General features: G+C 69.2%; 17 protein-coding genes. 8 read left to right on the forward strand and 9 right to left on the reverse strand.

Translation table 11 applies throughout. The features are described from left to right. Position 1: 1 nt before the first annotated feature. The 4 genes from ITJ43_RS09445 to ITJ43_RS09460 are packed head-to-tail and all read left to right on the forward strand — an operon-like array spanning position 2 to position 3132. A complete protein-coding gene (locus ITJ43_RS09445; RefSeq protein ID WP_194583582.1) occupies positions 2 to 1408 on the forward strand; it encodes a hypothetical protein in 1407 nt (468 codons plus the stop codon). Then, positions 1405 to 1986 (forward strand): hypothetical protein, encoded by a 582-nt coding sequence (locus ITJ43_RS09450; RefSeq protein WP_194583583.1) that lies wholly within the window; start codon positions 1405 to 1407, stop codon positions 1984 to 1986. The genes ITJ43_RS09445 and ITJ43_RS09450 overlap by 4 nt, the downstream gene beginning before the upstream one ends. 8 nt (positions 1987 to 1994) lie before the next feature. Further along, complete coding sequence (locus ITJ43_RS09455; RefSeq protein ID WP_194583584.1) at positions 1995 to 2567, forward strand: hypothetical protein; 573 nt, start codon at positions 1995 to 1997, stop codon at positions 2565 to 2567. A 10-nt stretch (positions 2568 to 2577) separates the two neighbouring features. Then, complete coding sequence (locus ITJ43_RS09460; RefSeq protein WP_194583585.1) at positions 2578 to 3132, forward strand: hypothetical protein; 555 nt, start codon at positions 2578 to 2580, stop codon at positions 3130 to 3132. A 19-nt stretch (positions 3133 to 3151) separates the two neighbouring features. On the opposite strand, the gene ITJ43_RS09465 is transcribed toward ITJ43_RS09460, so the two are convergent. The 3 genes from ITJ43_RS09465 to ITJ43_RS09475 form a co-directional block, all read right to left on the reverse strand. Continuing rightward, positions 3152 to 4129 (reverse strand): GlxA family transcriptional regulator, encoded by a 978-nt coding sequence (locus ITJ43_RS09465; RefSeq protein ID WP_194583586.1) that lies wholly within the window; start codon positions 4127 to 4129, stop codon positions 3152 to 3154. A gap of 246 nt (positions 4130 to 4375) precedes the next feature. Continuing rightward, positions 4376 to 5476 (reverse strand): glycosyltransferase, encoded by a 1101-nt coding sequence (locus tag ITJ43_RS09470; RefSeq protein WP_194583587.1) that lies wholly within the window; start codon positions 5474 to 5476, stop codon positions 4376 to 4378. 1 nt (position 5477) lies between these two features. Further along, positions 5478 to 6689 (reverse strand): glycosyltransferase, encoded by a 1212-nt coding sequence (locus ITJ43_RS09475; protein ID WP_194583588.1) that lies wholly within the window; start codon positions 6687 to 6689, stop codon positions 5478 to 5480. 119 nt (positions 6690 to 6808) lie between these two features. Here ITJ43_RS09475 and ITJ43_RS09480 point away from each other — a divergent pair, with 119 nt between their 5' ends. The 3 genes from ITJ43_RS09480 to ITJ43_RS09490 are packed head-to-tail and all read left to right on the forward strand — an operon-like array spanning position 6809 to position 12010. After that, positions 6809 to 7423 (forward strand): hypothetical protein, encoded by a 615-nt coding sequence (locus ITJ43_RS09480; protein ID WP_194583589.1) that lies wholly within the window; start codon positions 6809 to 6811, stop codon positions 7421 to 7423. Continuing rightward, positions 7420 to 10641, forward strand: a complete 3222-nt coding sequence (locus ITJ43_RS09485) for a GH92 family glycosyl hydrolase (RefSeq protein WP_194583590.1) — start codon at positions 7420 to 7422, stop codon at positions 10639 to 10641. Before ITJ43_RS09480 ends, ITJ43_RS09485 begins: the two co-directional genes overlap by 4 nt. Positions 10642 to 10645: 4 nt before the next feature. Continuing rightward, positions 10646 to 12010 carry a DUF2252 domain-containing protein gene (locus ITJ43_RS09490; RefSeq protein WP_194583591.1) on the forward strand — a complete coding sequence of 455 codons (1365 nt, stop codon included), beginning with the start codon at positions 10646 to 10648 and terminating at the stop codon, positions 12008 to 12010. On the opposite strand, the gene ITJ43_RS09495 is transcribed toward ITJ43_RS09490, so the two are convergent. The 4 genes from ITJ43_RS09495 to dnaK are packed head-to-tail and all read right to left on the reverse strand — an operon-like array spanning position 11998 to position 15944. Then, complete coding sequence (locus tag ITJ43_RS09495) at positions 11998 to 12447, reverse strand: heat shock protein transcriptional repressor HspR (RefSeq protein WP_194583592.1); 450 nt, start codon at positions 12445 to 12447, stop codon at positions 11998 to 12000. The two genes, ITJ43_RS09490 and ITJ43_RS09495, sit on opposite strands and share 13 nt — an antisense overlap. Before the next feature lie 2 nt (positions 12448 to 12449). Beyond that, a complete protein-coding gene (locus ITJ43_RS09500) occupies positions 12450 to 13433 on the reverse strand; it encodes a DnaJ C-terminal domain-containing protein (RefSeq protein ID WP_194583593.1) in 984 nt (327 codons plus the stop codon). A 15-nt stretch (positions 13434 to 13448) separates the two neighbouring features. Next, positions 13449 to 14045 (reverse strand): nucleotide exchange factor GrpE, encoded by a 597-nt coding sequence (locus tag ITJ43_RS09505; protein ID WP_194583594.1) that lies wholly within the window; start codon positions 14043 to 14045, stop codon positions 13449 to 13451. A gap of 12 nt (positions 14046 to 14057) precedes the next feature. After that, positions 14058 to 15944 carry a molecular chaperone DnaK gene (gene dnaK, locus ITJ43_RS09510; protein WP_194583595.1) on the reverse strand — a complete coding sequence of 629 codons (1887 nt, stop codon included), beginning with the start codon at positions 15942 to 15944 and terminating at the stop codon, positions 14058 to 14060. 238 nt (positions 15945 to 16182) lie between these two features. Here dnaK and ITJ43_RS09515 point away from each other — a divergent pair, with 238 nt between their 5' ends. Continuing rightward, positions 16183 to 17574 carry an MFS transporter gene (locus ITJ43_RS09515; RefSeq protein WP_194583596.1) on the forward strand — a complete coding sequence of 464 codons (1392 nt, stop codon included), beginning with the start codon at positions 16183 to 16185 and terminating at the stop codon, positions 17572 to 17574. Positions 17575 to 17613: 39 nt separating this feature from the next. On the opposite strand, the gene ITJ43_RS09520 is transcribed toward ITJ43_RS09515, so the two are convergent. Next, the gene (locus ITJ43_RS09520; protein WP_194583597.1) at positions 17614 to 19446 is read right to left on the reverse strand and encodes a DEAD/DEAH box helicase; all 1833 of its coding nucleotides are present in this window, start codon (positions 19444 to 19446) and stop codon (positions 17614 to 17616) included. Between the two features lie 72 nt (positions 19447 to 19518). Beyond that, positions 19519 to 20016, reverse strand: coding sequence for a DUF427 domain-containing protein (locus ITJ43_RS09525; RefSeq protein WP_323741184.1), 498 nt, complete (start codon positions 20014 to 20016; stop codon positions 19519 to 19521). Positions 20017 to 20042 lie beyond the last annotated feature (26 nt).

The following is a 20042-nucleotide window of genomic DNA, read 5'->3' on the forward strand; positions in this document are numbered from 1 at the left end:
CATGACCATGGCACCGATCGGCGGCGACGTCGCCGGCATCCGTGGGCACGCCTCGCGCTACAGCTCCACCGCCCGCGCGGTGTCAGACGCTGTCAACATGCTCCAGGCCGTCATCGACGCGTCGCAGCAGGAGAAGAGCGACGCCGTGGAGGCACTGGCCGGCACCATCGGCGACACGAAGACCTACCTCTCCCGCATCCGCGAACGCTACGAGGTCGCAGGCTCCGCGCTGTCGACCTTCGCCGACGAGCTCGAGCAGGCACAGCAGCAGGCGGCGGCGGCCATCTCCGCGCACGATGACGCCCAGCGTCGGCAGACCTACGCGCAGCGCAACCTGTCCGAAGCCCGCGAAGCGACGCAGCAGACCGTCGATCCCAACGAACTCGCCGAAGCGACGGATGCCGCACGCCGCTACTCGTCGATGAGCACGACGGCCACGGGTGATCTGTCGCAGGCGCAGGCCCTGTACGACGCCGCGGTGGATCGGGTGCAGCGTGCCGGCGACACCGCAGCGTCGGCCATCTCGCAGGCGGTCTCGAGCGACGACCTCAACGATTCGTGGTGGGACAACGTCCTCGACTGGGTGAACGAGAATGCCGAGTGGCTGAAGGTCGTCAAGGACATCCTCACCGTTATCACGGCCATCGTGGGCGTGCTGTCGATCTTCTTCCCCGTGCTCGCGCCCATCGCCCTGGGTCTTGCGATCGTCTCGATGGGGCTGAGCTTCCTGCTGGCATCGTCCGGCGACGGCTCGTGGTTCGACTTCGCGCTGGATGCCATCGGCGTGCTGACCTTCGGTCTGGGCACCGCGGCGCTCTCGGGCATCAAACTCGGGACGGTGGCGTTGCGTGGCGGGCGAGCGGCGACTCTCGCCGTGCGCAGCCCCGGTCTGGTGTGGGGCAACGGCGCCCGCCAAGTTGTCGGCAATCTGCTCGACCGTGGCTTGGTGGGCTCGCTTCGCCAGCCGATGCGCATGGTCGCCGACGAGAGCGCGAGCGTGCTGTCTGCGCGCCCGAACCTGGCGCAGGTGGTGACGCACTGGGGTGACGACGCCATCAAGGGCATCCGCGAGTCGGACAGCATCATCATCTCCGAGTTCGACCAGATCGCTTCACAGGCTCGGCTCGGCGCCGGCGGCCCGATCGACAGCATTGTGAACAGCGGCGTCGACGTCCTCAAGGGGGTCGTCTCGACCACGGGAAAGATCGGATCGGCCATCGACACGTACAACATGGCCGGACTGATCATCAACCACGGAAACGAGGCCGTGCACGCCATCGAGAACAGCATGGGAGTGCAGACACCCGCGGGGGTGATCACCACAGGTCTGAGCGAGGCCTACGGATTCGTTCCCGGGCTTTTCGAGGCGCCGATGGGAGCGGACTGGCGCTCCGCCTCCGCCCCGTGACACTCGAACGCCGCGTCGCTCTGGAAGCACGCTTCGGCGACGGGCTCTTTCTCGCCCTTTTGGTATGGATCGCTTTCGGCGCGCTGCCGACCATCGGGCTGCTCATCGGCGAGCTCGTGACCGGAGCGATTCCGAAGGACGGTCACCTGCCCGAGGGGTTCCCCGCCTTTATGCCGCCCTGGTGGGCCGTCTATCCTCAGACGCTCCTGCTACTCGTGCTCGCCGTCGGCTCTCTCCCTCTCCCCCTGCGGGGTCCACGCGCGACCTCCCGCGGCACCCTCACGACAGTGTTGGTCTTGTCGTTCTCGACAACGATCTTCATCATGGGAGCCGCCGGAGCCGCCGAAGCGCACGCGGGCAGGCTCAACTTCTTGGGACTCGACGTGTTGATGATGATTCAACTGACGCTGATCATCATCACCGTCGCGCGCATGCTGCTGAGCGCGGTGCGCCTCGTACCGCGATCGTGGCGGGAGTACATCGACGAGGACGGTACGGTGGTGCCGCCGAAAGAGATCGTGCGTCGCGCTCCACGCCGACCCTGGGACTGGGCGCGGAACCGCGCGCCGGGACAGTAAAGGACACCGTGAACGAGATTGCGCCTCCGCGCTACCGGCTCGTGCTGCCGCCGGGCTTCCTGCTCATCCCGGTCGCGCACTCCACAGACGACGAGATCACCGAGCTCGTCCGGCGGCACTACCGCGACCTGCCGCGCGACAGCTACGGCCCGCAGATCGACCGAACGGCCGCGCAGCTGGTCGCCTCCGCTCGCAGCGCCCGAGACGCTGGGGTGCTCGACCTTGTCGTGCCGATGGGAGTGCCCTGGCGCGCGCCCGTGTCGCTGGCCATCGCGATCAGCACCGGCCCCGTACCGGTGGCATCTGACGATGCGGAGCCCTCGGCATCCGAGGTCAGAGATACCGTGGCCACCTCCGCGGGCGAGGCCGTCCGCGCGACCGAGAAATTCGATGCGCCCGCGAGCACCGACGAGATGGCACCGCTGATGCGCCTGCGCTTCGAGTGGTCGATCCCCGGCGACGAGCGAAGACTGCTGGCCGTCTGCACAATCAGCGGCAAGGCCGACCCGGAGCTCGCGCCGATCGTCGACGCCCTCGCAGAGCTCGGCGACCTGCTACTGCAGACGCTCCGCTGGGACTGAGAGGAACCTCATGGCCATCGACATGGACTACGACCTGGACCGCTGGGTGTACGTGCCGAACGTGTTCCCGTGGGAATCGTTCGCCGATGAAGAGCAGTGGGCGGATGCCGTCGCGCGCGCGTTCGGCGGCGAGGGACGCAAGGCCGCACAGGCTGAACTCGTCGACTGGCTGCGGGCGTATCTCGTGGGCGCCGTGCGGAGCAACCGGTCGGGAACGATCCGGTTCGTGCACCTGCCGAACATCACCGCCCCGCACGCGATCGTCGACGTCTACGACATGCCGCATCGTGATGATGTCGCGCTGACCGATCTCACACACCAGAACCAGGGCCCGCCCGTCCGCGACCCCGAGGTCGTGCCGTTCGACTCCGAGCATCTCGGGGCGGGAGTCAAGTCCACCCGGTGGGTGCGCACCGAGGCCGACACGATCGTCCGCGCCACCAACTGGGTGTGGCGCACCGTTGACCGCGACATCGTCGTGATGACGGCAAGCTCCGACATGCCCCTCGCCGAGGCCCTCGATCCCGTCATCGACGAGCTGGCGCGCACGATCCGCTTGGCATAGACGGCGCGGATCGCCCGGCTCAGGACGCCATCGCGGCGGCATCCCCATCAACGCAGGTGAACCGCGCACGGTACGCGGTGGGGGTGAGCCCCAGCGTGCGCGCGAAGTTCTGACGGAGCACCGCGGCCGAACCGAACCCGCAGTCCGCGGCGATGGCGTCGAGGCCGAGGTCGGTCTGCTCGAGCAGGCGCTGGGCGTGGATGATGCGCTGACGACCCAGCCACGCGGCCGGCGTCGTGCCGTAATCGGCTTTGAAGCGTCGGGCGAAGGTGCGCGGCGACATATGGGCGCGGGCGGCGAGCTGGTCGACCGACAGCTCGAGCGTGAGGTTCTGCAGCATCCAATCGGTGACCGGCGTCAGCGACAGCGAGGTCGACTCGGGTAGCGGCTTCGCGATGAACTGCGCCTGACCTCCGTCGCGCTGGGGAGGAACGACCATGCGACGCGCGATGGTATTAGCCATCTCGGCGCCGAGCTCGATGCGCAGCAGGTGCAGACACGCGTCGAGGCCGGCGGCCGTGCCGGCGCTGGTGATGATGCGGCCGTCCTGCACGTAGAGCACGTTCGGGTCGACGTCGATCTCGGGATACATCTCGGCCATGGTGTCGGCGTACCTCCAGTGCGTGGTCGCCCGGCGACCGTTCAGCACACCGGCGGCAGCGACGACGAACGAGCCGCTGCACACGGTCAACACCCATGCGCCGCGTTCGACCGCGCGCCGCACGACGGCGGCGACCCGCTCGTCGACGTGGGCCCACTGCTCGCGGGGAATGGGAGTGACGACCACGAGGTCCGCCTGGTCGGCGAAAGTGAGGTCGTCGTCGACGTTGATCGAGAAGCTCAGGTTGCTCGGCACGGCGCCCGGATCGGGCGCCACGACGCGGAACTCGAAGTTCGGGATGCCGTCATCCGACCGGTCGAGCCCGAACGCCTCACAGGCAAGACCGAACTCGAAAGGCGCGAAACCGGGCTGGACGACGCAGGCGATGGTCTTCATGGCAGGAATCCTACCCTGTTGCGCAGTCCTGCCACTCGTGGCGGTTCATCTACGGACGTAGCATTTCTGCCATGGTCATCTTCTTCGTCATCCTGGCGCTCGTGGTCGTGGTCTCCGTGGCCGCGACGGTACGCGCACTCATCACCGACGACTACCGGTCGGTGCGAACCGACCCCTCGCGGCTACCGTGAGCAGCACACCCGTCGATTCGGCGCTGCGCGCCTCGGCGAGTCGACACGTGGTTGATCAGCGCCGACGCGGCAGTCGATCGAGCGCGTCGAGGAGTACCCCGGCCGACCGCTCCCACGAGAACCGCGCGATGTGATCCGTCCCGGCGGCGATCACCGCGTCGCGGTGCGCCACATCGTCGAGGGAGCGCACCGCGGCGGCGAAGGCTGCGGCATCCGTCCCCGGTGCGTACAGCGCACCGTCACCGGCGACCTCGCGGAAGATCGGCATGTCGGTGACGACAGCGGGCACGCCGAGGGCGAGGGCTTCGGCGACCGGCAGTCCGTAGCCCTCGTCGAGGGATGCCGAGACGAGAACCGCACGATCGGCCAACAATGCCGAGTACTCAGCATCCGTCACGCCGTTGTGAAAGCGCACCTCGGCGCCCGCAGGGTCGACGAGCCGTTCGAGCTCGGCGCGACGGTCGGGCGAGATGCGTGACAGCAGGTGGAGCGTCCGGCCGGGCAGCTGGCCCGCCGCGCAGATGAGGGTTTCGACGTTCTTGTAGCCCATGAACGAGCCCATGTAGACGAGGTTGTCCGCCCCCGTCCGGACCACGGCATCCGTCGGCAGCAGCTCGGCCAGGCGCTGCGGCGCGTTCGGCACGACGACGACCGGCCGTCTCGTCAGGCGCACACGCGCGAACTCGGCGGCGCTGGTGTCGCTGACCGTCGCGACGACGTCGGCGGCGTTGAGCGTCAACCGCTGCGGTAGGTACGAGAGGTGGAACAACCGCCACCCGACACGGACATACCAGGGCAGATCGCGCGGCGGTGTGCGGTGACGGTAGTAGATGGTGTCGTGCAGCGTGAGGATCAGGCCGAAGCGGCGCCCGAGGGTTCCGATCGTCTGCATCGGTGAGAACACGGCATCCGGGCGGTACCGGTTCAGCAGCAGGGCGCTGAACGGCTCCTGCACGGCGGTGGGCGCATGGATGCGCAGCACACGAGCGCTCGGCGGAAGCAACGCCCGCTGTGCCTCGTCGTGGATGAGGAACGCGACCTCCACCTCACGAGCCGGCGCCTCGGCCGCGACGGCGGCGGCGAGCTCGGCAGAGTACCGGCTGATGCCGTCGTGGAAATCGGTGCGGATGTACCGCGCGTCGAACAGCAGGCGCATGTCAGCCGTCGAGAGACTCGCCGCGATACAGCTTCTCGAAGGTGTCGAGCGTCTTGTCGATGTCGTGGATCTCCACACCGTCGAGTGACGCCTGCTGCATCCGCAGGTACTCCTCCGGCGAGGCGGTGAGCACGCGGCGCAGCTTGTCGGCGAGGTCATCGACGTTGCCGGGCTCGAACAGGTAGCCGTTCTCGCCGTCGTGCACGAGATGCGGCAGCGCCACGGCGTCCGCACCGACGACGGGAAGACCCGACGCCATCGCCTCCATCGTCGCGATCGACTGCAGCTCGGCGATCGACGCGATCGCGAACACGTCGGCGCGCGTGTAGGCCGCGCGCAGCTCGTCTTCTTCGACCCGACCGTGGAACGTGACGCGATCTTGGAGACCGAGTCGCTGCACGACCTGCTCGAGGGAACGACGCTGGTCGCCGCCGCCCACGATGTCGAACGTGATATCGGGGATCTCGGGAGCGAGCTTGGCCACGGCGGCGAGGGTCACCTCGACGTGCTTCTCGGTGGTGAGGCGGCCCACGAAAAGCACCCGGCTGTGCGCACGCGGCTCGAGATTCGGCGTGTAGTTGCGCTTGTCGATGCCGCAGCTGATCGGGATGACGCCGTGGATGTCGATCGTGTCCTCGAGGAACTCCGCCGCCTTGCGCGTCGGCGTCGTGACGGCACGCGACATGTCGAACGTGCGCTTCGCGTCGGCCCAGGCGAGCTTGACGACCAGCTTGTCCAGCAGCGGGGGCAGGGTCGTGAAATCGAGGATGTTCTCGGCCATCACGTGGTTGGTCGCCACCACCGGGATGCCGCGCTGGCGCGCGATGCGGGTCAATGCGCGGCCGAGAACGATGTGCGACTGGCTGTGGACGACGTCGGCGGGCACCTCGTCGAGGAGCTTGCGCGAATAGTGCTTGGCCATCCACGGCAGCACGTAGCGCAGCCAGTCGTGCGGGGCATAGCGCCATCCCGGTGGACGGTGCACGGTGATCTGCTGGCCTTCGATCGTCTCGCGGAACGTGCCGTGCACGGAGTGCTTGACGCTCGGGGTCATGACGTGCACGTCATGCCCGCGGCCGGCGAGACCGGCGGCAAGGCGCTCCGCGAAACGCGCAGCGCCGTTGACGTCGGGGCTGAAGGTGTCGGCGGCGATGACGATCGTCAGCGGCCGATGAGCGGGGTTCGGATCGTCGGGTGTCGCGGATTCGGTCACGGGGTGCGGGGCCAATCTATGCGTCGGCGGCGAGACCGCCGGTCGCGGCGCCACCGTGCCGAGTCTACCCGAGGGCCCTCTCCCAGCCCGTGAGCAGGGGTGCCGCGTAACGTGGTGTCATGGCCCGCCTGACTGCCGACGCTGACCCCGCCCGTTGGGTGCCGGTGACCGATTCGTTCGGTTTCTCCGGTCGCCGCGCCCGCAAGAAGGCGATCCGCATGCTGCTCGCGCAGGCCAACGCGGCGATGGGCGCACAGCCGCGTTCGGGCGGCGGCTTCGCGGCGTGGGCGATGAGCCAGGCCGCTCCAGCGCTCATGCGCAAGGCCGCCGGTCGCGTGCTCGTCTGGGTGTGGAAGGCGGAGCCGGAGCTCATGGTGGTGATGGCGCAGGTGCAGCAGCTGACGCCGCAGCTGCGCACCGCCCGGGCGATGATGCCCATCGAGTACGACGACACCGAGAGCTTCCGGGGCACCTACTTGGGCGTCGGCGAGAAACTCGTCATGCCCACCCCGCCGACCCGCGACGGCGGCACGACGCCCCCGCCGTTCGCCACGTACACGTGGGACACCGGCTCGCATCTGGTCACCGTCACGGCGACCGGCGGCGACCGCGAACGGTTCGGCACGGTCGTTCCGGCCGTCGACGAGCTGGCGCGGGCGTTGCGCCTCGTCGACGACCTGTCGGTCGGCGAGAGCGGCGCGAGCGGGCCGGCGCTCCGCCTCGACCCGGCGTGAATACGCTGGAGCCCGCCGACGGCCCGGCCGACCCGCCCTCGTCACGGCCCCGTAGCGGCGTGATCGGCGGCACCGTCTTCCGCTACCGCTTCCGCCCGGCCGAAGGACTCACCACAGCCGTCGTTCCCGGGTTCGAGGCCGTCTCGTGCACCGACGACACGGTGCTGCACTGGGCCTTCTACGCCGACGGCGATGCCGCGGTCCACGCACCGTGGCCGGCTCTCGCCGTGGCGATCGACGCCCGCAGCGGCGGCGAGCGCCTCAGCAGCGATCCGCGTGTGCGCGATCGCTACGGCTTCCCGCTCGATCCGGCCGCCCAGTTCACGGCGGCGTGGAGCATGCCCGAGCAGTGGAACGCCGACAGCGTCAGCCTGGCGCCGTTCGCCGGCCGAACCGCCGCGATCGAGATCGCGCTGGGTACGGCGGGGCTCGCGGCATCCGCCGCGGAGGACCAAGAGGTGACGGGCTTCGTCGATGTGCGCGTCACCCAGACGCCGCGCGTGGAGCAGACGCCGGCAGAGCGCGTCGACACCCGCCGCGGTTCGCATGCGGGCAGCCGATTCTCGCGCGGCAACACCATCCCCGCCGTCGCCGTGCCGCACGGCTTCACCTTCCTCACGCCGGCCACCGACGCCCGCGACCAGCGCTGTCCCTATCGCCCCTTCGTGCACGACGACGAGCAGGGCCGGCGTTTGGAGGCCGTGCAGTTCTCGCACCAGCCGAGCCCCTGGATCGGCGATCGCGGCGTGCTGCAGGTCATGCCGTTCGACGCCATCCCGCGCTCGGACTCCACCCGTCGGCGTCGCTGGATCGTTCCGGACACCGAGCGTGCCCACCCGCATGCGTGGGCGGCCGTTCTCGATGGCGGGCTCGAGGTCGAAGCGACGGCAACCGACCACGTCGGCCTCTTCCGCGTGCGCGCGCCGCAGGCCGATGCCGAGGTGGGGTTCGTCATCGATCAGCCCGGTCGCCACGGCGCACTCACCGCGACGGGCGAGCGGGTCCAGGGCTGGGTCGGCGAGGCCGACGCGCGGGGAGGCAACGGCGGGCGCACGTTCTTCGCTGGCGTCGTCCGCACGGCATCCGCACGCGCGGGTGCGCTCGACGACGACGGGCGCGCCGATCGTGCGGGCTTCGTCGGCGGTCGCGGCGAGCTCGAACTGCGCATCGCCATCTCGTTCGTCTCACTCGCGCAGGCCTGGCGCTCCCTCGACCAGGAGGCACCCGCGGAGCTCTCCTTCGACGACGCGCGCGAGCGCACGCACACCGCGTGGAACGGAGTGCTCGACCGGGTGCGGATTGCCGACCTGCCGGCATCCGATCGCCCGTTCCACGGTCTCGCACACGACGATTCGCGCGCTCAGCTGGCCTCCGCGCTGTACCGGCTGCACCTGTACCCGAACGCCGGACACGAGAACGCGGGCACCGTCGAACAGCCCACGCCGGTCTACGCCGATCCGTTCACCCCGGCTGGCCCGCACAGCGCGACGGTCACGGGCGCCCCCGTTGTGCGCGGCCGACTGGCTGTCAACAACGGCTACTGGGACACGTACCGCACGGCGTGGCCGCTCATGAGCCTGATCGATCCGGTGCGCGCCCGAGAACTGCTGGACGGCATCCTCGAACAGCAGCGACGCAGCGGTTGGATGCCGCGGTGGTCGGCACCGGGCTACGTCGACTCGATGGTCGGCACCTCGAGCGATCAGATCTTCGCCGACGGCGAGCGGTGGGGACTGCTCGACGACCCGGCCGCGGCGTTCGCCTCGGGCTGGCGCAACGCCTGCGAACGGGCACCGGACGCACGACGGGGGCGCAAGGGCATCGGCCGAGGCAGGTTTCGGGGTTTCATCTCCCGCGACACCGACGAGGCGATGAGCTGGAGCATCGAGAACGCGATCAGCGACGCCGCCCTCGGCCGCCTCGCCGCGCGAATGGCGCAGCGCACAGAGGGCGCCGAAGCCGGGTCGGCCGATGCCTTCGCCCGCTACTTCGCCAACCGGGCGCGCTCGTACCGCCAGCTCTTCGACACGGAACACGGGTTCTTCCGCGGGCGCACCGCGCGCGGATCACGGCCGCGCGGAGCGTTCGATCCGCGCACGTGGGGCGGGGACTACGTAGAGACGAATGCGTGGGGGATGTCGGTCAGCGCCGTGCACGATGCGGCCGGGCTCGCCGAGCTCTACGGTGGACCGGCGGGGCTGCGCCGCCACCTCGACCGGCTCTTCGCCGAGCCCGAAACCGCCGACCCGGCTTTCGCCGGCTCATACGGCACCGTCATCCACGAGCAGCGCGAGGCCCGCGCGCTCCGCAGCGGCATGTGCGCGATCTCCAATCAGCCGGCGCATCACATTCCGTACGTGTACACCGCGACCGATGAGCCCTGGCGCGTCGGCGAAGTCGCCCACACGCTTGCTCGACGCCTGTTCAGCGGCGGCCACATCGGCCAGGGCTTCCCCGGCGACGAAGACAACGGTGAGATGAGCGCCTGGTGGCTCTGGGCGGCGCTGGGCCTGTATCCGCTCGATCCGGCATCCGGAGCCCTCGTGATCGCCTCTCCTCTCTTCGACGACATCACCGTCGACCGCGCCGACGGCTCGCGCCTGCGAATGCGCACCCATCGTTCCGGCCCCGACGCGCACGTGCTGCGCACCGTCCGGCTCAACGGGATGCCGTGGCACGCGCCGACACTGCCGGTCGACGTCTTCGGCAGCGACGTCGAGCTCGAGTTGGAGTTCGGTGACACACCGACGGGCGACCTCTGGAGCGCGGAAGTCTCGGCGGACGCGGTCGGGGCGTGGCATCCCGACCTCACCGGCGGCGCGGGTCGCCGCATCCGCGCCCGAGGGGTGTGGGGAGCGCGCCGGTTGTTCGACGACGGCGCGCGGTGGGGCGATCGTGGCGTGCGCCTGACGGCAGGCGCTTGGGCAGGCTGGGCGTTCCCACAACCCACGCGGGTGACCGACGTCACCGTCACGGCTGTCGACGCCGCCGCTGCAGACGCGCTGGTGTGGGAGGCGAGCGACGACGGCTCGTCGTGGTGGCACGTGACCGTGACCGCACCCCGCGAGCTGCTACCCGACCGCACGACCCCATTCCGCTTCGCAGAGCCTGTAACGGCCCACTTCCTACGAGTGCGCACCCCGCGCAGCACGCGTCTGCGCCAACTCGAGCTGTTCGACCTCGGCGATGCGCCGAGCGCGGTACCGGTGCCATCATGAGCGCATGACGACGTCGCCTTGGTCTGCCCCCGCTTCCCGTGCGAGCGCGCACGACGACGGGCGCCGACTGCGACGCCGCGTTCCGCGTAGGTCGCTCGCTGAGCTCCCTGCCCGCACGCGGGACCCCCTCGGCATCCTGTCCGCGCAGAACGCGACACGCGTCGAAGAGCTCGTACCCCTGCGCGAAGAGCGGATGTCGGCGAGTGCATTCGCGTTCTACCGCGGGACCGCCGCGCTCATGGCCGATGACCTCGCGGCGGCCCCGAGCACCGGCATCCGAGTCGCCTCTTGCGGCGACGCCCATGTGGCGAACTTCGGCTTCTACGCATCGCCGCAGCGCACGCTGATGTTCGATCTGAACGATTTCGACGAGGCGGCGTGGGCGAGCTGGGAGTGGGACCTGAAGCGCCTCGTCACCAGCATCGTCGTCGCCGGTCAGGCGACCGGCCGCGACGAGAAGGTGACGGCGGATGCCGCACGCGCCGCGGTCGTTCGCTACGCCCGCGCCCTGGCCGCCGGCGACGCCTCGACGCCCTTGATCCGCTTCTCGCACCACTTCACGGCTGCCGGCGGACTCACCGGCATCGACAAGGCGTCGCGCAGGGTGCTGCGCACGGCGATCGCGGATGCCGAGAAGCGCACCGGAGATCACGCGGTGCGCAAGATGACGACCGTCGGTCCCGACCGTCGCCTGCTGTTTGTCGAGCAACCGCCGACGATGACGCACGTCTCCGACGAGATCGCGGCATCCGTCGATGAGTCGCTCGCCCGATACACCGCGACAACCCGCGCCGATGTGCAACTGGTGCTGTCGCAGTACGCGCTGTCCGACGTCGTCCGCCGTGTGGTGGGTGTCGGCAGCGTGGGTACGCGCTGCTACGTCGCCGTCTTCGTCGACGGCGACGGGGCCGCACTGGTGATGCAGGTGAAAGAGGCCGGTCGCAGCGTGCTGGAGGAGTACGGGCGCTGTCCGCTGCCGCCCGAGATCGTGGCGTTCGTCGACGAGTACGGCGAAGGCGGCCGGGTCGTGGCGCTGCAGCGCATCCTGCAGGGGGCGTCCGATCCGTTCCTGGGTCACTTTCGCGGCACGGACCGCGACTACTACGTGCGCCAGTTCCGCGACATGAAGGGCGGCATCGACGCTGAGACGCTGGAAGACGCGCCGTTTCGCCTTTACGCGCAGGCGTGCGCCACCGTTCTGGCGCGGGCGCACGGGCAATCGCCGCATGCGGCGCAGGTGGTGGGCTATCTCGGCGCCGGACGCGCCGCCGCTGAAGCGATCGTGGAATGGGCCTACGGCTACGCCGCGCTGTCTCGCGCCGACTACGGCGCGTTCCTCGACGCGATCGCGCAGCGTCAGCGCTCCTGATCGTCCTCGAGGTCACCCGGGGGCATCGGCCGCCACAGCACGACCTCGGTGGCGCGGCGTACACGCGTGCCGTGACGCAGCGTGACGACCGAGCCCGTCGCTCCCGCGGCGAACACGCGGGAGCGACGGCCGAGCTCTTCCTGCAGTCGCTGTTCGAGTTCGACGACGCGACGACGGAGGCCGCGCGCCTCGTTCTCCAGCTCGATGAGTCGGGAGATGGCCGGAAGGCTCATCCCCTCCGCCGACAACGCGGCCACTTCACGCAGCTGCTTGACGTGGCGCAGCGAGTACCGCCGCGACCCGCCCTGCGTGCGCCCGGGCACCACCAGTCCTAGCCGGTCGTACTGCCGCAGCGTCTGCGGGTGCATACCGGCGAGCTCGGCGGCGACGGCGATCGCGAAGATCGGCGCCTCCTCGTCGGGCTGCTCGTCGGTCATCATCACTCCCGGGCCTTCGCCATGAGGTCGGCGCGCGGATTCTCCTTCGGCTCGAGCTCATGGAAGCGCTCGAGCGCCTCCTTGGCCTGCTCGTCCAAATGCGACGGTACAGCCACCTGCACTTCTGCGAGCAGGTCTCCCGTGCCCTTGGAGGTGTGCACCCCGCGACCCTTGACGCGCAGCACGCGGCCCGACGGAGTACCCGGGGCGACGCGCAGCTTCACCGGGTCGCCGCCGAGGGTGGGTACCTCGATGGTGGCGCCGAGCGCGGCCTCGGTGAAGGTCACCGGAACCGTGACGCGCAGGTTCTGTCCGTCGCGAGTGAACACCGGATGCGGACGCACCGTGATGCTCACGACGATGTCGCCCGGCTCACCGCCGTCGGGCGAGGGACGCCCGCGCCCGCGGAGGCGGATCTTCTGACCGTCCGCCACTCCGGCGGGGATCTTCACCTTGAACGGCTTGCCGTCCTCGCCGGCGAGGGTGATGGTCTCACCCTTCACCGCGGTCTGGAAATCGAGCGTGGTGCGGGCTGTGACATCCGATCCGCGCTGCGGCCCGCCGTAGCCGCGGAATCCACCCGACGACTGGCCGAAGCGTCCGGAACCGAAGCCGCCCTGGCCGAACATCGAGAACAGGTCATCGAAGTCGGCGCTCTGCTGCGAGCCGGCCCGGGGCTGACCGAACCGGCTGAAGACGTCTTCGAAGCCGCCGCTGCCGGCCCCCGGAGCCTGGAAGCGGGCACCGCCCGCCCCCATCGCCCGGATCTGGTCGTATTCCTCGCGCTGGCTCTTGTCGGAGAGCACGGCGTACGCCTCGCTCATCTCCTTGAACTTCGCTTCCTTCGCCGGATCCCCTTGCGTGGAATCCGGGTGATAGGTGCGTGCGAGCTTGCGATACGCCTTCTTCAGCTCCGCCTCGGACACGTCCTTGGAGACGCCCAGGACCTTGTAGAAGTCCTTGTCGAACCAATCCTGACTGGCCATGGACACCTCCTCCCGTTAGTCGGCCGAGCCGGCGACGACGACCTTGGCCGGTCGCAGCTCGATCGTGCCGAGACGGTAGCCGACCTCGACGACGTCGAGGATCGTGCCGTCCTCGACCCCACCGGGGTTGGGCGCGTGGAAGATCGCCTCGTGCTGCTGCGGGTCGAACTTCTCGCCCGCCACACCGTAGGTCTGCACGCCCAGCTTGCCGACCACGGCGCGCAGCTTCTCCGCGATGGCCAGCAGGGGCGTGCCCTCGGTGAGGTCGCCGTGCTTCTCGGCCCGGTCCAGGTCGTCGAGCACCGGCAGCAGCCCCTTGGCGACCGAACCCTTCGCACGGGCGATCTCCACCTCGCGCTGCTCCTCGGTGCGGCGACGGTAGTTGGCATATTCGGCCTGCACCCGCTTGAGATCCAGCAGCAGGTCGCGCTCGTCCTCGGATGCCTCGGCCACCGCAGCCTCGTCGGTCTGCGGTGCGTCGAGGATGTCATCGACGGTCAGCTCTTCGCCGTTCGCCCGGTCCCCCTGCGAGTCGGGGCCGGAGGCATGTGCCTCCGACCCCTCGTCACCGGGGACTTCGTCGATCGGCTCTTCGAAGTCCTTGTTCGTCATGGTTCGATTCTCTTACTTTCCGGTTCCCGGCTTCTTGTCGTCTTCGTCCTCGACGACCTCGGCGTCGATGACGTCCTCCTCGGGGTTCGGCACGCTACCGTTGCCCGGGTCGGCGACCGTGGGGTCAGCCGGCTCGCCCGCCGCCTGCGTCGAGGCGTAGATGGCCTCACCGAGCTGCTGCTGCGAGGCGTTCAGCTTGTCGAAAGCGGTCTTCACCGCGTCGTCGTCATCGCCGGCCAGCGCGGTCTTCAGCGCGTCGACGTCGCCCTGGACAGAGGTCTTGACCTCTTCGGGGAGCTTGTCCTCGTTGTCCTTGATCAGCTTCTCGATGGAGTACGAGAGCGTCTCGGCCTGGTTGCGCACCTCGGCCGCCTCGCGGCGCTTCTTGTCCTCGGCAGCGTGCTCCTCGGCCTCGCGCACCATGCGCTCGATGTCGTCCTTGGGCAGCGACGAGCCGCCCGTGATCGTCATCGACTGCTCTTTGCCGGTGCCCTTGTCCTTGGCGGACACGTGGACGATGCCGTTGGCGTCGATGTCGAACGTGACCTCGACCTGCGGGATGCCGCGGGGCGCCGGCGCGATGCCGGTGAGCTCGAACGTTCCCAGCGGCTTGTTGTCGCGGGTGAAGTCGCGCTCGCCCTGGAAGACCTGGATGGCCACCGACGGCTGGTTGTCGTCGGCGGTCGTGAAGGTCTCGCTGCGCTTGGTGGGGATGGCCGTGTTGCGCTCGATGAGCTTGGTCATGATGCCACCCTTGGTCTCGATACCGAGGCTCAGGGGGGTGACGTCGATGAGCAGCACGTCCTTGCGCTCGCCCTTGAGGACGCCGGCCTGCAGGGCGGCGCCGACAGCGACGACCTCGTCCGGGTTCACGCCCTTGTTGGGCTCCTTGCCACCGGTGAGCTGCTTGACCAGCTCGGTGACCTGCGGCATACGCGTCGATCCACCGACGAGCACCACGTGGTCGATGTCGCCGACCTTGATGCCGGCCTCGGCGATGACGTCGTTGAACGGCTTCTTCGTGCGGTCGAGCAGATCCTTGGTGAGGTCTTCGAACTTGGCGCGCGTCAACGTCTCCGACAGCGACACGGGGCCCGAGTCGGTCAGTGAGAGGTAAGGCAGGTTGATCGAGGTGCTGGTCGAGCTCGACAGCTCCTTCTTCGCCTGCTCCGCCGCTTCCTTCAGACGCTGGAGCGCGATCTTGTCACCCGAGACGTCGACACCCGTGGTGTCCTTGAACTGCTTGATCAGGTAGTCGACGACGCGCTGGTCCCAGTCGTCACCGCCGAGGCGGTTGTCACCGGCGGTGGCGCGCACCTGGATGGTGGAGAAGTCGTCGTCCTTGCCCACCTCAAGCAGCGAGACGTCGAACGTACCGCCACCGAGGTCGAAGACGAGGATGAGCTCGTCTTCCTTGCCCTTGTCGAGGCCGTACGCGAGCGCCGCGGCGGTGGGCTCGTTGATGATGCGCAGCACGTTGAGGCCGGCGATCTCACCGGCATCCTTCGTGGCCTGGCGCTCGGCGTCGTTGAAGTAGGCCGGGACGGTGATGACCGCGTCGGTCACGCTGTCGCCCAGGTACTCCTCGGCGTCGCGCTTGAGCTTCTGGAGGATGCGGGCCGAGATCTCCTGCGGCGTGTACTGCTTGCCGTCGATCGCCTGGGTCTTCCAGTCGGTGCCCATGTGGCGCTTGACCGAAGCCAGCGTGCGGTCGACGTTGGTGACGGCCTGGCGCTTGGCGGTCTCGCCGACCAGCACCTCGCCGTCCTTGGTGAACGCGACGACCGAGGGGGTCGTGCGGAAGCCCTCGGCGTTGGCGATGACCTTCGGCTCGCCACCTTCGAGGACCGAGACGACGGAGTTCGTCGTCCCGAGGTCGATACCCACTGCACGTGCCATGTGTGTTCCCTTTCGTGAAACGGATCTGAGGAAGTCTGCGGGGTTGAGTCCGCGGGGTTGAGTCCCTGCGGCTCAACTTCGATGTTTCCCACGATAGCCGCGGCATTCATTCGTGTCAAACCGAAGTTGATATGAATAGGCTCAACTTTGGAGACGGGATGCCGAGAGTAGCCTGAGCCTCGCGGCACGACGACGCGCCGCCACCCGGCGTTCACCGAAGGGACATACCGTGACGAACATGTCACTGCCCGCTCAGCCCGCTCCCGACTCGCTCGCCGCCACCGGTGCCCGGGCCATCGCCGCCGACAGACGCGGCGTCCGCGCGTGGGCGCTCTGGGATTGGGGCTCAGCGGCCTTCAACGCGGTGGTGACGACGTTCGTGTTCAGCACGTACCTGTCCAGCAGCTACTTCATCGACCCCGCGATCGTCGCGGCGGCCGGTGACGACGACAAGAACCCGGCGCTGGTGGCGGCCAAGGCCGACAATGCGTCACTCATCGGCATCGCGCTGATGATCGCCGGCATCCTGGTGGCCCTGCTCGCCCCCGTGCTCGGCCAGCGCTCCGACGGCTCGGGACGCCGCAAGCTGTGGCTCGGCATCAATACCGGCCTGGTCGTGCTCGCCATGGCCGCGATGTTCTTCGTGCAGGGCACGCCGGACTACCTCGTGCTGGGCGCGACGCTGCTCGCGGTCGGCAACGTCTTCTTCGAGTTCGCGAGCGTCAACTACAACGCGATGCTCGTGCAGGTGTCCACCCGCCAGACGATGGGGCGGGTCTCCGGCTTCGGTTGGGGCATGGGATACGTCGGCGGCATCGTGCTGCTGCTCGTGCTGCTGCTCGGCTTCATCGGGCTCAGCTCGAGCCCGGGCCCGCTCGGCATTACCACCGAGGGTGGTCTGGACATCCGACTCGCCGTTCTCGCGTCGGCGGTATGGTTCGGCGTTTTCGCGATCCCGGTGCTCGTGCGGGTGCCGGAGATCCCGGCATCCGAGCGTCGGGTGAAGGTGGGCTTCTTCCGCTCCTACGCCGTGCTGTGGGGGACGCTGCGCGGACTGTGGCGCGGAAACCGGCAGGTGCTGCTGTTCTTGCTCTCGAGCGCCGTGTTCCGCGACGGCCTTGCGGGCGTGTTCACCTTCGGCGCCATCATCGCCGCCCAGGTGTTCGGCTTCAGCTCGACCCAGGTTCTCTACTTCGCGGTCGCCGCGAACGTCGTCGCCGGCATCTCGACGATCTTCGCCGGGCGGCTCGATGACCGCTTCGGGCCGAAGAACGTCATCCTCGTCTCGCTCATCGGGCTCGTCGTCGCCGGCCTCGCGGTGCTGGTCATCGGCACCGCGCAGCTCGGTTTCTGGATCGTCGGCCTCGTGCTCTGCATGTTCGTCGGACCGGTGCAGTCGGCGTCGCGCTCGTTCCTCGCGCGCATCACGCCGGAGGGTCGCGAAGGCGAGATCTTCGGGCTCTACGCCACAACCGGGCGCGCCGTGTCGTTCCTCGCACCGGGCCTGTTCGCCCTGTTCGTCGCACTCAGCGGCGACACCCGCCTCGGCATCCTGGGCATCGTGCTGATCCTGCTCGCCGGGCTCGTGCTCATGCTGCCCGTCAAGACGGCGCAGGTCGAGATCCGCTGAGGCTGCGCCCTCGCCTGCTCAACGGATGCCGCCGCCGCGTCAGTCGCGGCGCGGACGACGCTCGCCGCGGTCGGCCCGGTCGCCGTCACGATCGCGGTCGCCGTAGGCACGGTCGGGGCGCTTCGCGGAGCGCTGGAAGCGGTCGGGCTTGAGCTCGATCAGACGACCGCTGATGCGTGTGCCCTCCAAGCGCTGCAGGGTGTCGCGAGGCAGATCGGCGGGCAGCTCGACCAGCGAGAAGTCCGGGCGAATCTGGATCGCACCGAAGTCCTCGCGGCGCAGACCGCCCTCGTTGGCGAGGGCGCCGACGATCTGGCGCGGCTCGACCTTGTGGCGACGCCCGACCTCGATGCGGTAGGTCGCCGTGGCGCCGCCGCTACGCTCGCGGCGCGGGCGGTCACCACGGTCACCACGGTCGCCGTCTCGGGAGTCGCGGTCGAACCGGTCGCTGCGCTCGCGGCGCGGCGACTCGATCGCATCGGCGTCGAGCAGCAGCGGCGTCTCGCCCTGCGCGACGAGCGCGAGCGCAGCCGCGACATCGGCCTCGGGAACGTCGTGGTGGGTGACGTAGTGGTTGATGATGTCGCGGAACCGGTTGATGCGCTCAGTCTCGGCCAGCGCCGCCGTGATCGCATCGTCGAAGCCCGTGAGGCGCTTCGCGTTGACGTCGTCGACGCTCGGCAGGCTCATTTCGGTGAGCGGCTGACGGGTCGCCTTCTCGATCGAGATCAGCATGCGGCGCTCACGCGGCGTCACGAAGCTGATCGCATCGCCCGTGCGACCCGCGCGGCCCGTGCGGCCGATGCGGTGGACGTAGGACTCGGTGTCGATCGGGAGGTCGAAGTTGACGACGTGGCTGATCCGGTCGACGTCGAGGCCGCGCGCGGCGACGTCGGTTGCGACGAGGATGTCGAGCTTGCCGGACTTCAGCTGGTTGACCGTGCGCTCGCGCTTGTCCTGCGCGACGTCGCCGTTGATCGCAGCGGCAGTGTAACCACGGGCGCGGAGCTTCTCGGCGACCGTCTCGGTCTCGTTCTTCGTGCGGGTGAAGACGATCATCCCCTCGAAGGCTTCGACTTCGAGGATGCGGGTCAGGGCATCCACCTTCTGCGGGTAGGACACCATCAGGTAGCGCTGGGTGATGTTCGTCGCCGTCGAGGTCTTCGCCTTGACGTTGATCTCTTCGGGTTCTTTCAGATACGTACCGGCCAGGCGGCGGATCTGCGCGGGCATCGTCGCGGAGAACAGCGCGACCTGCTTGCCGGCGGGGGTGTCGGCGAGGATCGTCTCGACGTCCTCAGCGAAGCCCATCTTGAGCATCTCGTCGGCTTCGTCGAGCACGAGGTACTTGAGCTCGGTGAGATCGAGGGTGCCCTTGGCGAGGTGATCCATGATGCGACCGGGGGTGCCGACGACGATGTGCACGCCGCGGCGGAGGGCGGACAGCTGCTGCCCGTACGCCTGGCCACCGTAGACGGGGAGCACGTGCACGCCGCGGAGGTGCCCTGCATAGCTCTCGAACGCCTCGCATACCTGGAGGGCAAGCTCACGGGTAGGCGCGAGGACGAGCGCCTGGGGCGTCTTCTGCGCGAGGTCGAGGCGCGAGAGGATCGGCAACGCGAACGCAGCGGTCTTTCCCGTGCCCGTCTGGGCCGTGCCGAGGACGTCCTTGCCGGCGAGGAGCGGCGGGATGGTCGCCGCTTGAATCGCGGAGGGCGTCTCGTAGCCGACATCCTTGAGCGCCTTCAGGACGGCGGGATCGAGCCCGAGGTCGGCGAAGCCGGGCGTCGTCGGAGCCTCGGAGGAGGCGGAGGTGGGGGCGTCGGGCGCGTTCGCTGCCTCGACGGGTTCGGTCATGCTGTCAGAGGCCATATGTCCACGGTAGTCGCACCGGGCCTCAGGCGCCGCCCCGGCATCCCGCGAAGCCCCGCGGGAAGCGGCCTGTCACCACCCCATCGAGCCGGGCGCTCCCTTGAACGGTCCGACGACGGCGGCTGTGATCCAGCCGCCGTAGAAGCCCCCGGGCTGAGGCGTGACGACCTCGCCGCCGACGGTGCACTCGTCCATCGTCCCGGCGTAGACGGCGACGCGGTCACGAAGCGCGGCGAACCCGGGCGACGGCTGCGGGTAGTTCCACGCCGCCGCTGCGCGGACGACCCCTCCGCCGACCACATCGAGGTAGCGGGCGGTGCCCTTGAACTCGCAGAATGAGGCGCCGGCGGCATCCGCCAAGGCGCCGGACACGAAGTCGGCCATGGGCAGGTAGTAGACCGGCGGATGGCTGGTCTCGAGCACGCGAACGGCGTCCCGCGTGTCGGCGATGAGCTCACCGCCCAGGCGGATCGTCACGCGCGCAGGCACCGCCTCGACGCGCGGCGGGCGCGGGTAGTCCCACACCGACTCTTGGCCGGGCGCGGGCGTGTCGGGTCGTGGGCGAGGCACCCGCCCACTGTACGTCGCCGAGTGTT

This window comes from Microbacterium sp. VKM Ac-2870, assembly GCF_015350795.1.
Taxonomy (GTDB): Bacteria; Actinomycetota; Actinomycetes; order Actinomycetales; family Microbacteriaceae; genus Microbacterium.

Excerpts from the sequence above, each read along its gene's own strand:
- ITJ43_RS09445 (WP_194583582.1), top strand. The coding sequence starts at position 2 with ATGACCATGGCACCGATCGGCGGCGACGTCGCCGGCATCCGTGGGCAC.
- ITJ43_RS09460 (WP_194583585.1), top strand. The coding sequence starts at position 2,578 with ATGGCCATCGACATGGACTACGACCTGGACCGCTGGGTGTACGTGCCG.
- ITJ43_RS09465 (WP_194583586.1), bottom strand. The coding sequence starts at position 4,129 with ATGAAGACCATCGCCTGCGTCGTCCAGCCCGGTTTCGCGCCTTTCGAG.
- ITJ43_RS09470 (WP_194583587.1), bottom strand. The coding sequence starts at position 5,476 with ATGCGCCTGCTGTTCGACGCGCGGTACATCCGCACCGATTTCCACGAC.
- ITJ43_RS09480 (WP_194583589.1), top strand. The coding sequence starts at position 6,809 with ATGGCCCGCCTGACTGCCGACGCTGACCCCGCCCGTTGGGTGCCGGTG.
- ITJ43_RS09490 (WP_194583591.1), top strand. The coding sequence starts at position 10,646 with ATGACGACGTCGCCTTGGTCTGCCCCCGCTTCCCGTGCGAGCGCGCAC.
- ITJ43_RS09495 (WP_194583592.1), bottom strand. The coding sequence starts at position 12,447 with ATGACCGACGAGCAGCCCGACGAGGAGGCGCCGATCTTCGCGATCGCC.
- ITJ43_RS09500 (WP_194583593.1), bottom strand. The coding sequence starts at position 13,433 with ATGGCCAGTCAGGATTGGTTCGACAAGGACTTCTACAAGGTCCTGGGC.
- ITJ43_RS09505 (WP_194583594.1), bottom strand. The coding sequence starts at position 14,045 with ATGACGAACAAGGACTTCGAAGAGCCGATCGACGAAGTCCCCGGTGAC.
- dnaK (WP_194583595.1), bottom strand. The coding sequence starts at position 15,944 with ATGGCACGTGCAGTGGGTATCGACCTCGGGACGACGAACTCCGTCGTC.
- ITJ43_RS09515 (WP_194583596.1), top strand. The coding sequence starts at position 16,183 with ATGTCACTGCCCGCTCAGCCCGCTCCCGACTCGCTCGCCGCCACCGGT.
- ITJ43_RS09520 (WP_194583597.1), bottom strand. The coding sequence starts at position 19,446 with ATGGCCTCTGACAGCATGACCGAACCCGTCGAGGCAGCGAACGCGCCC.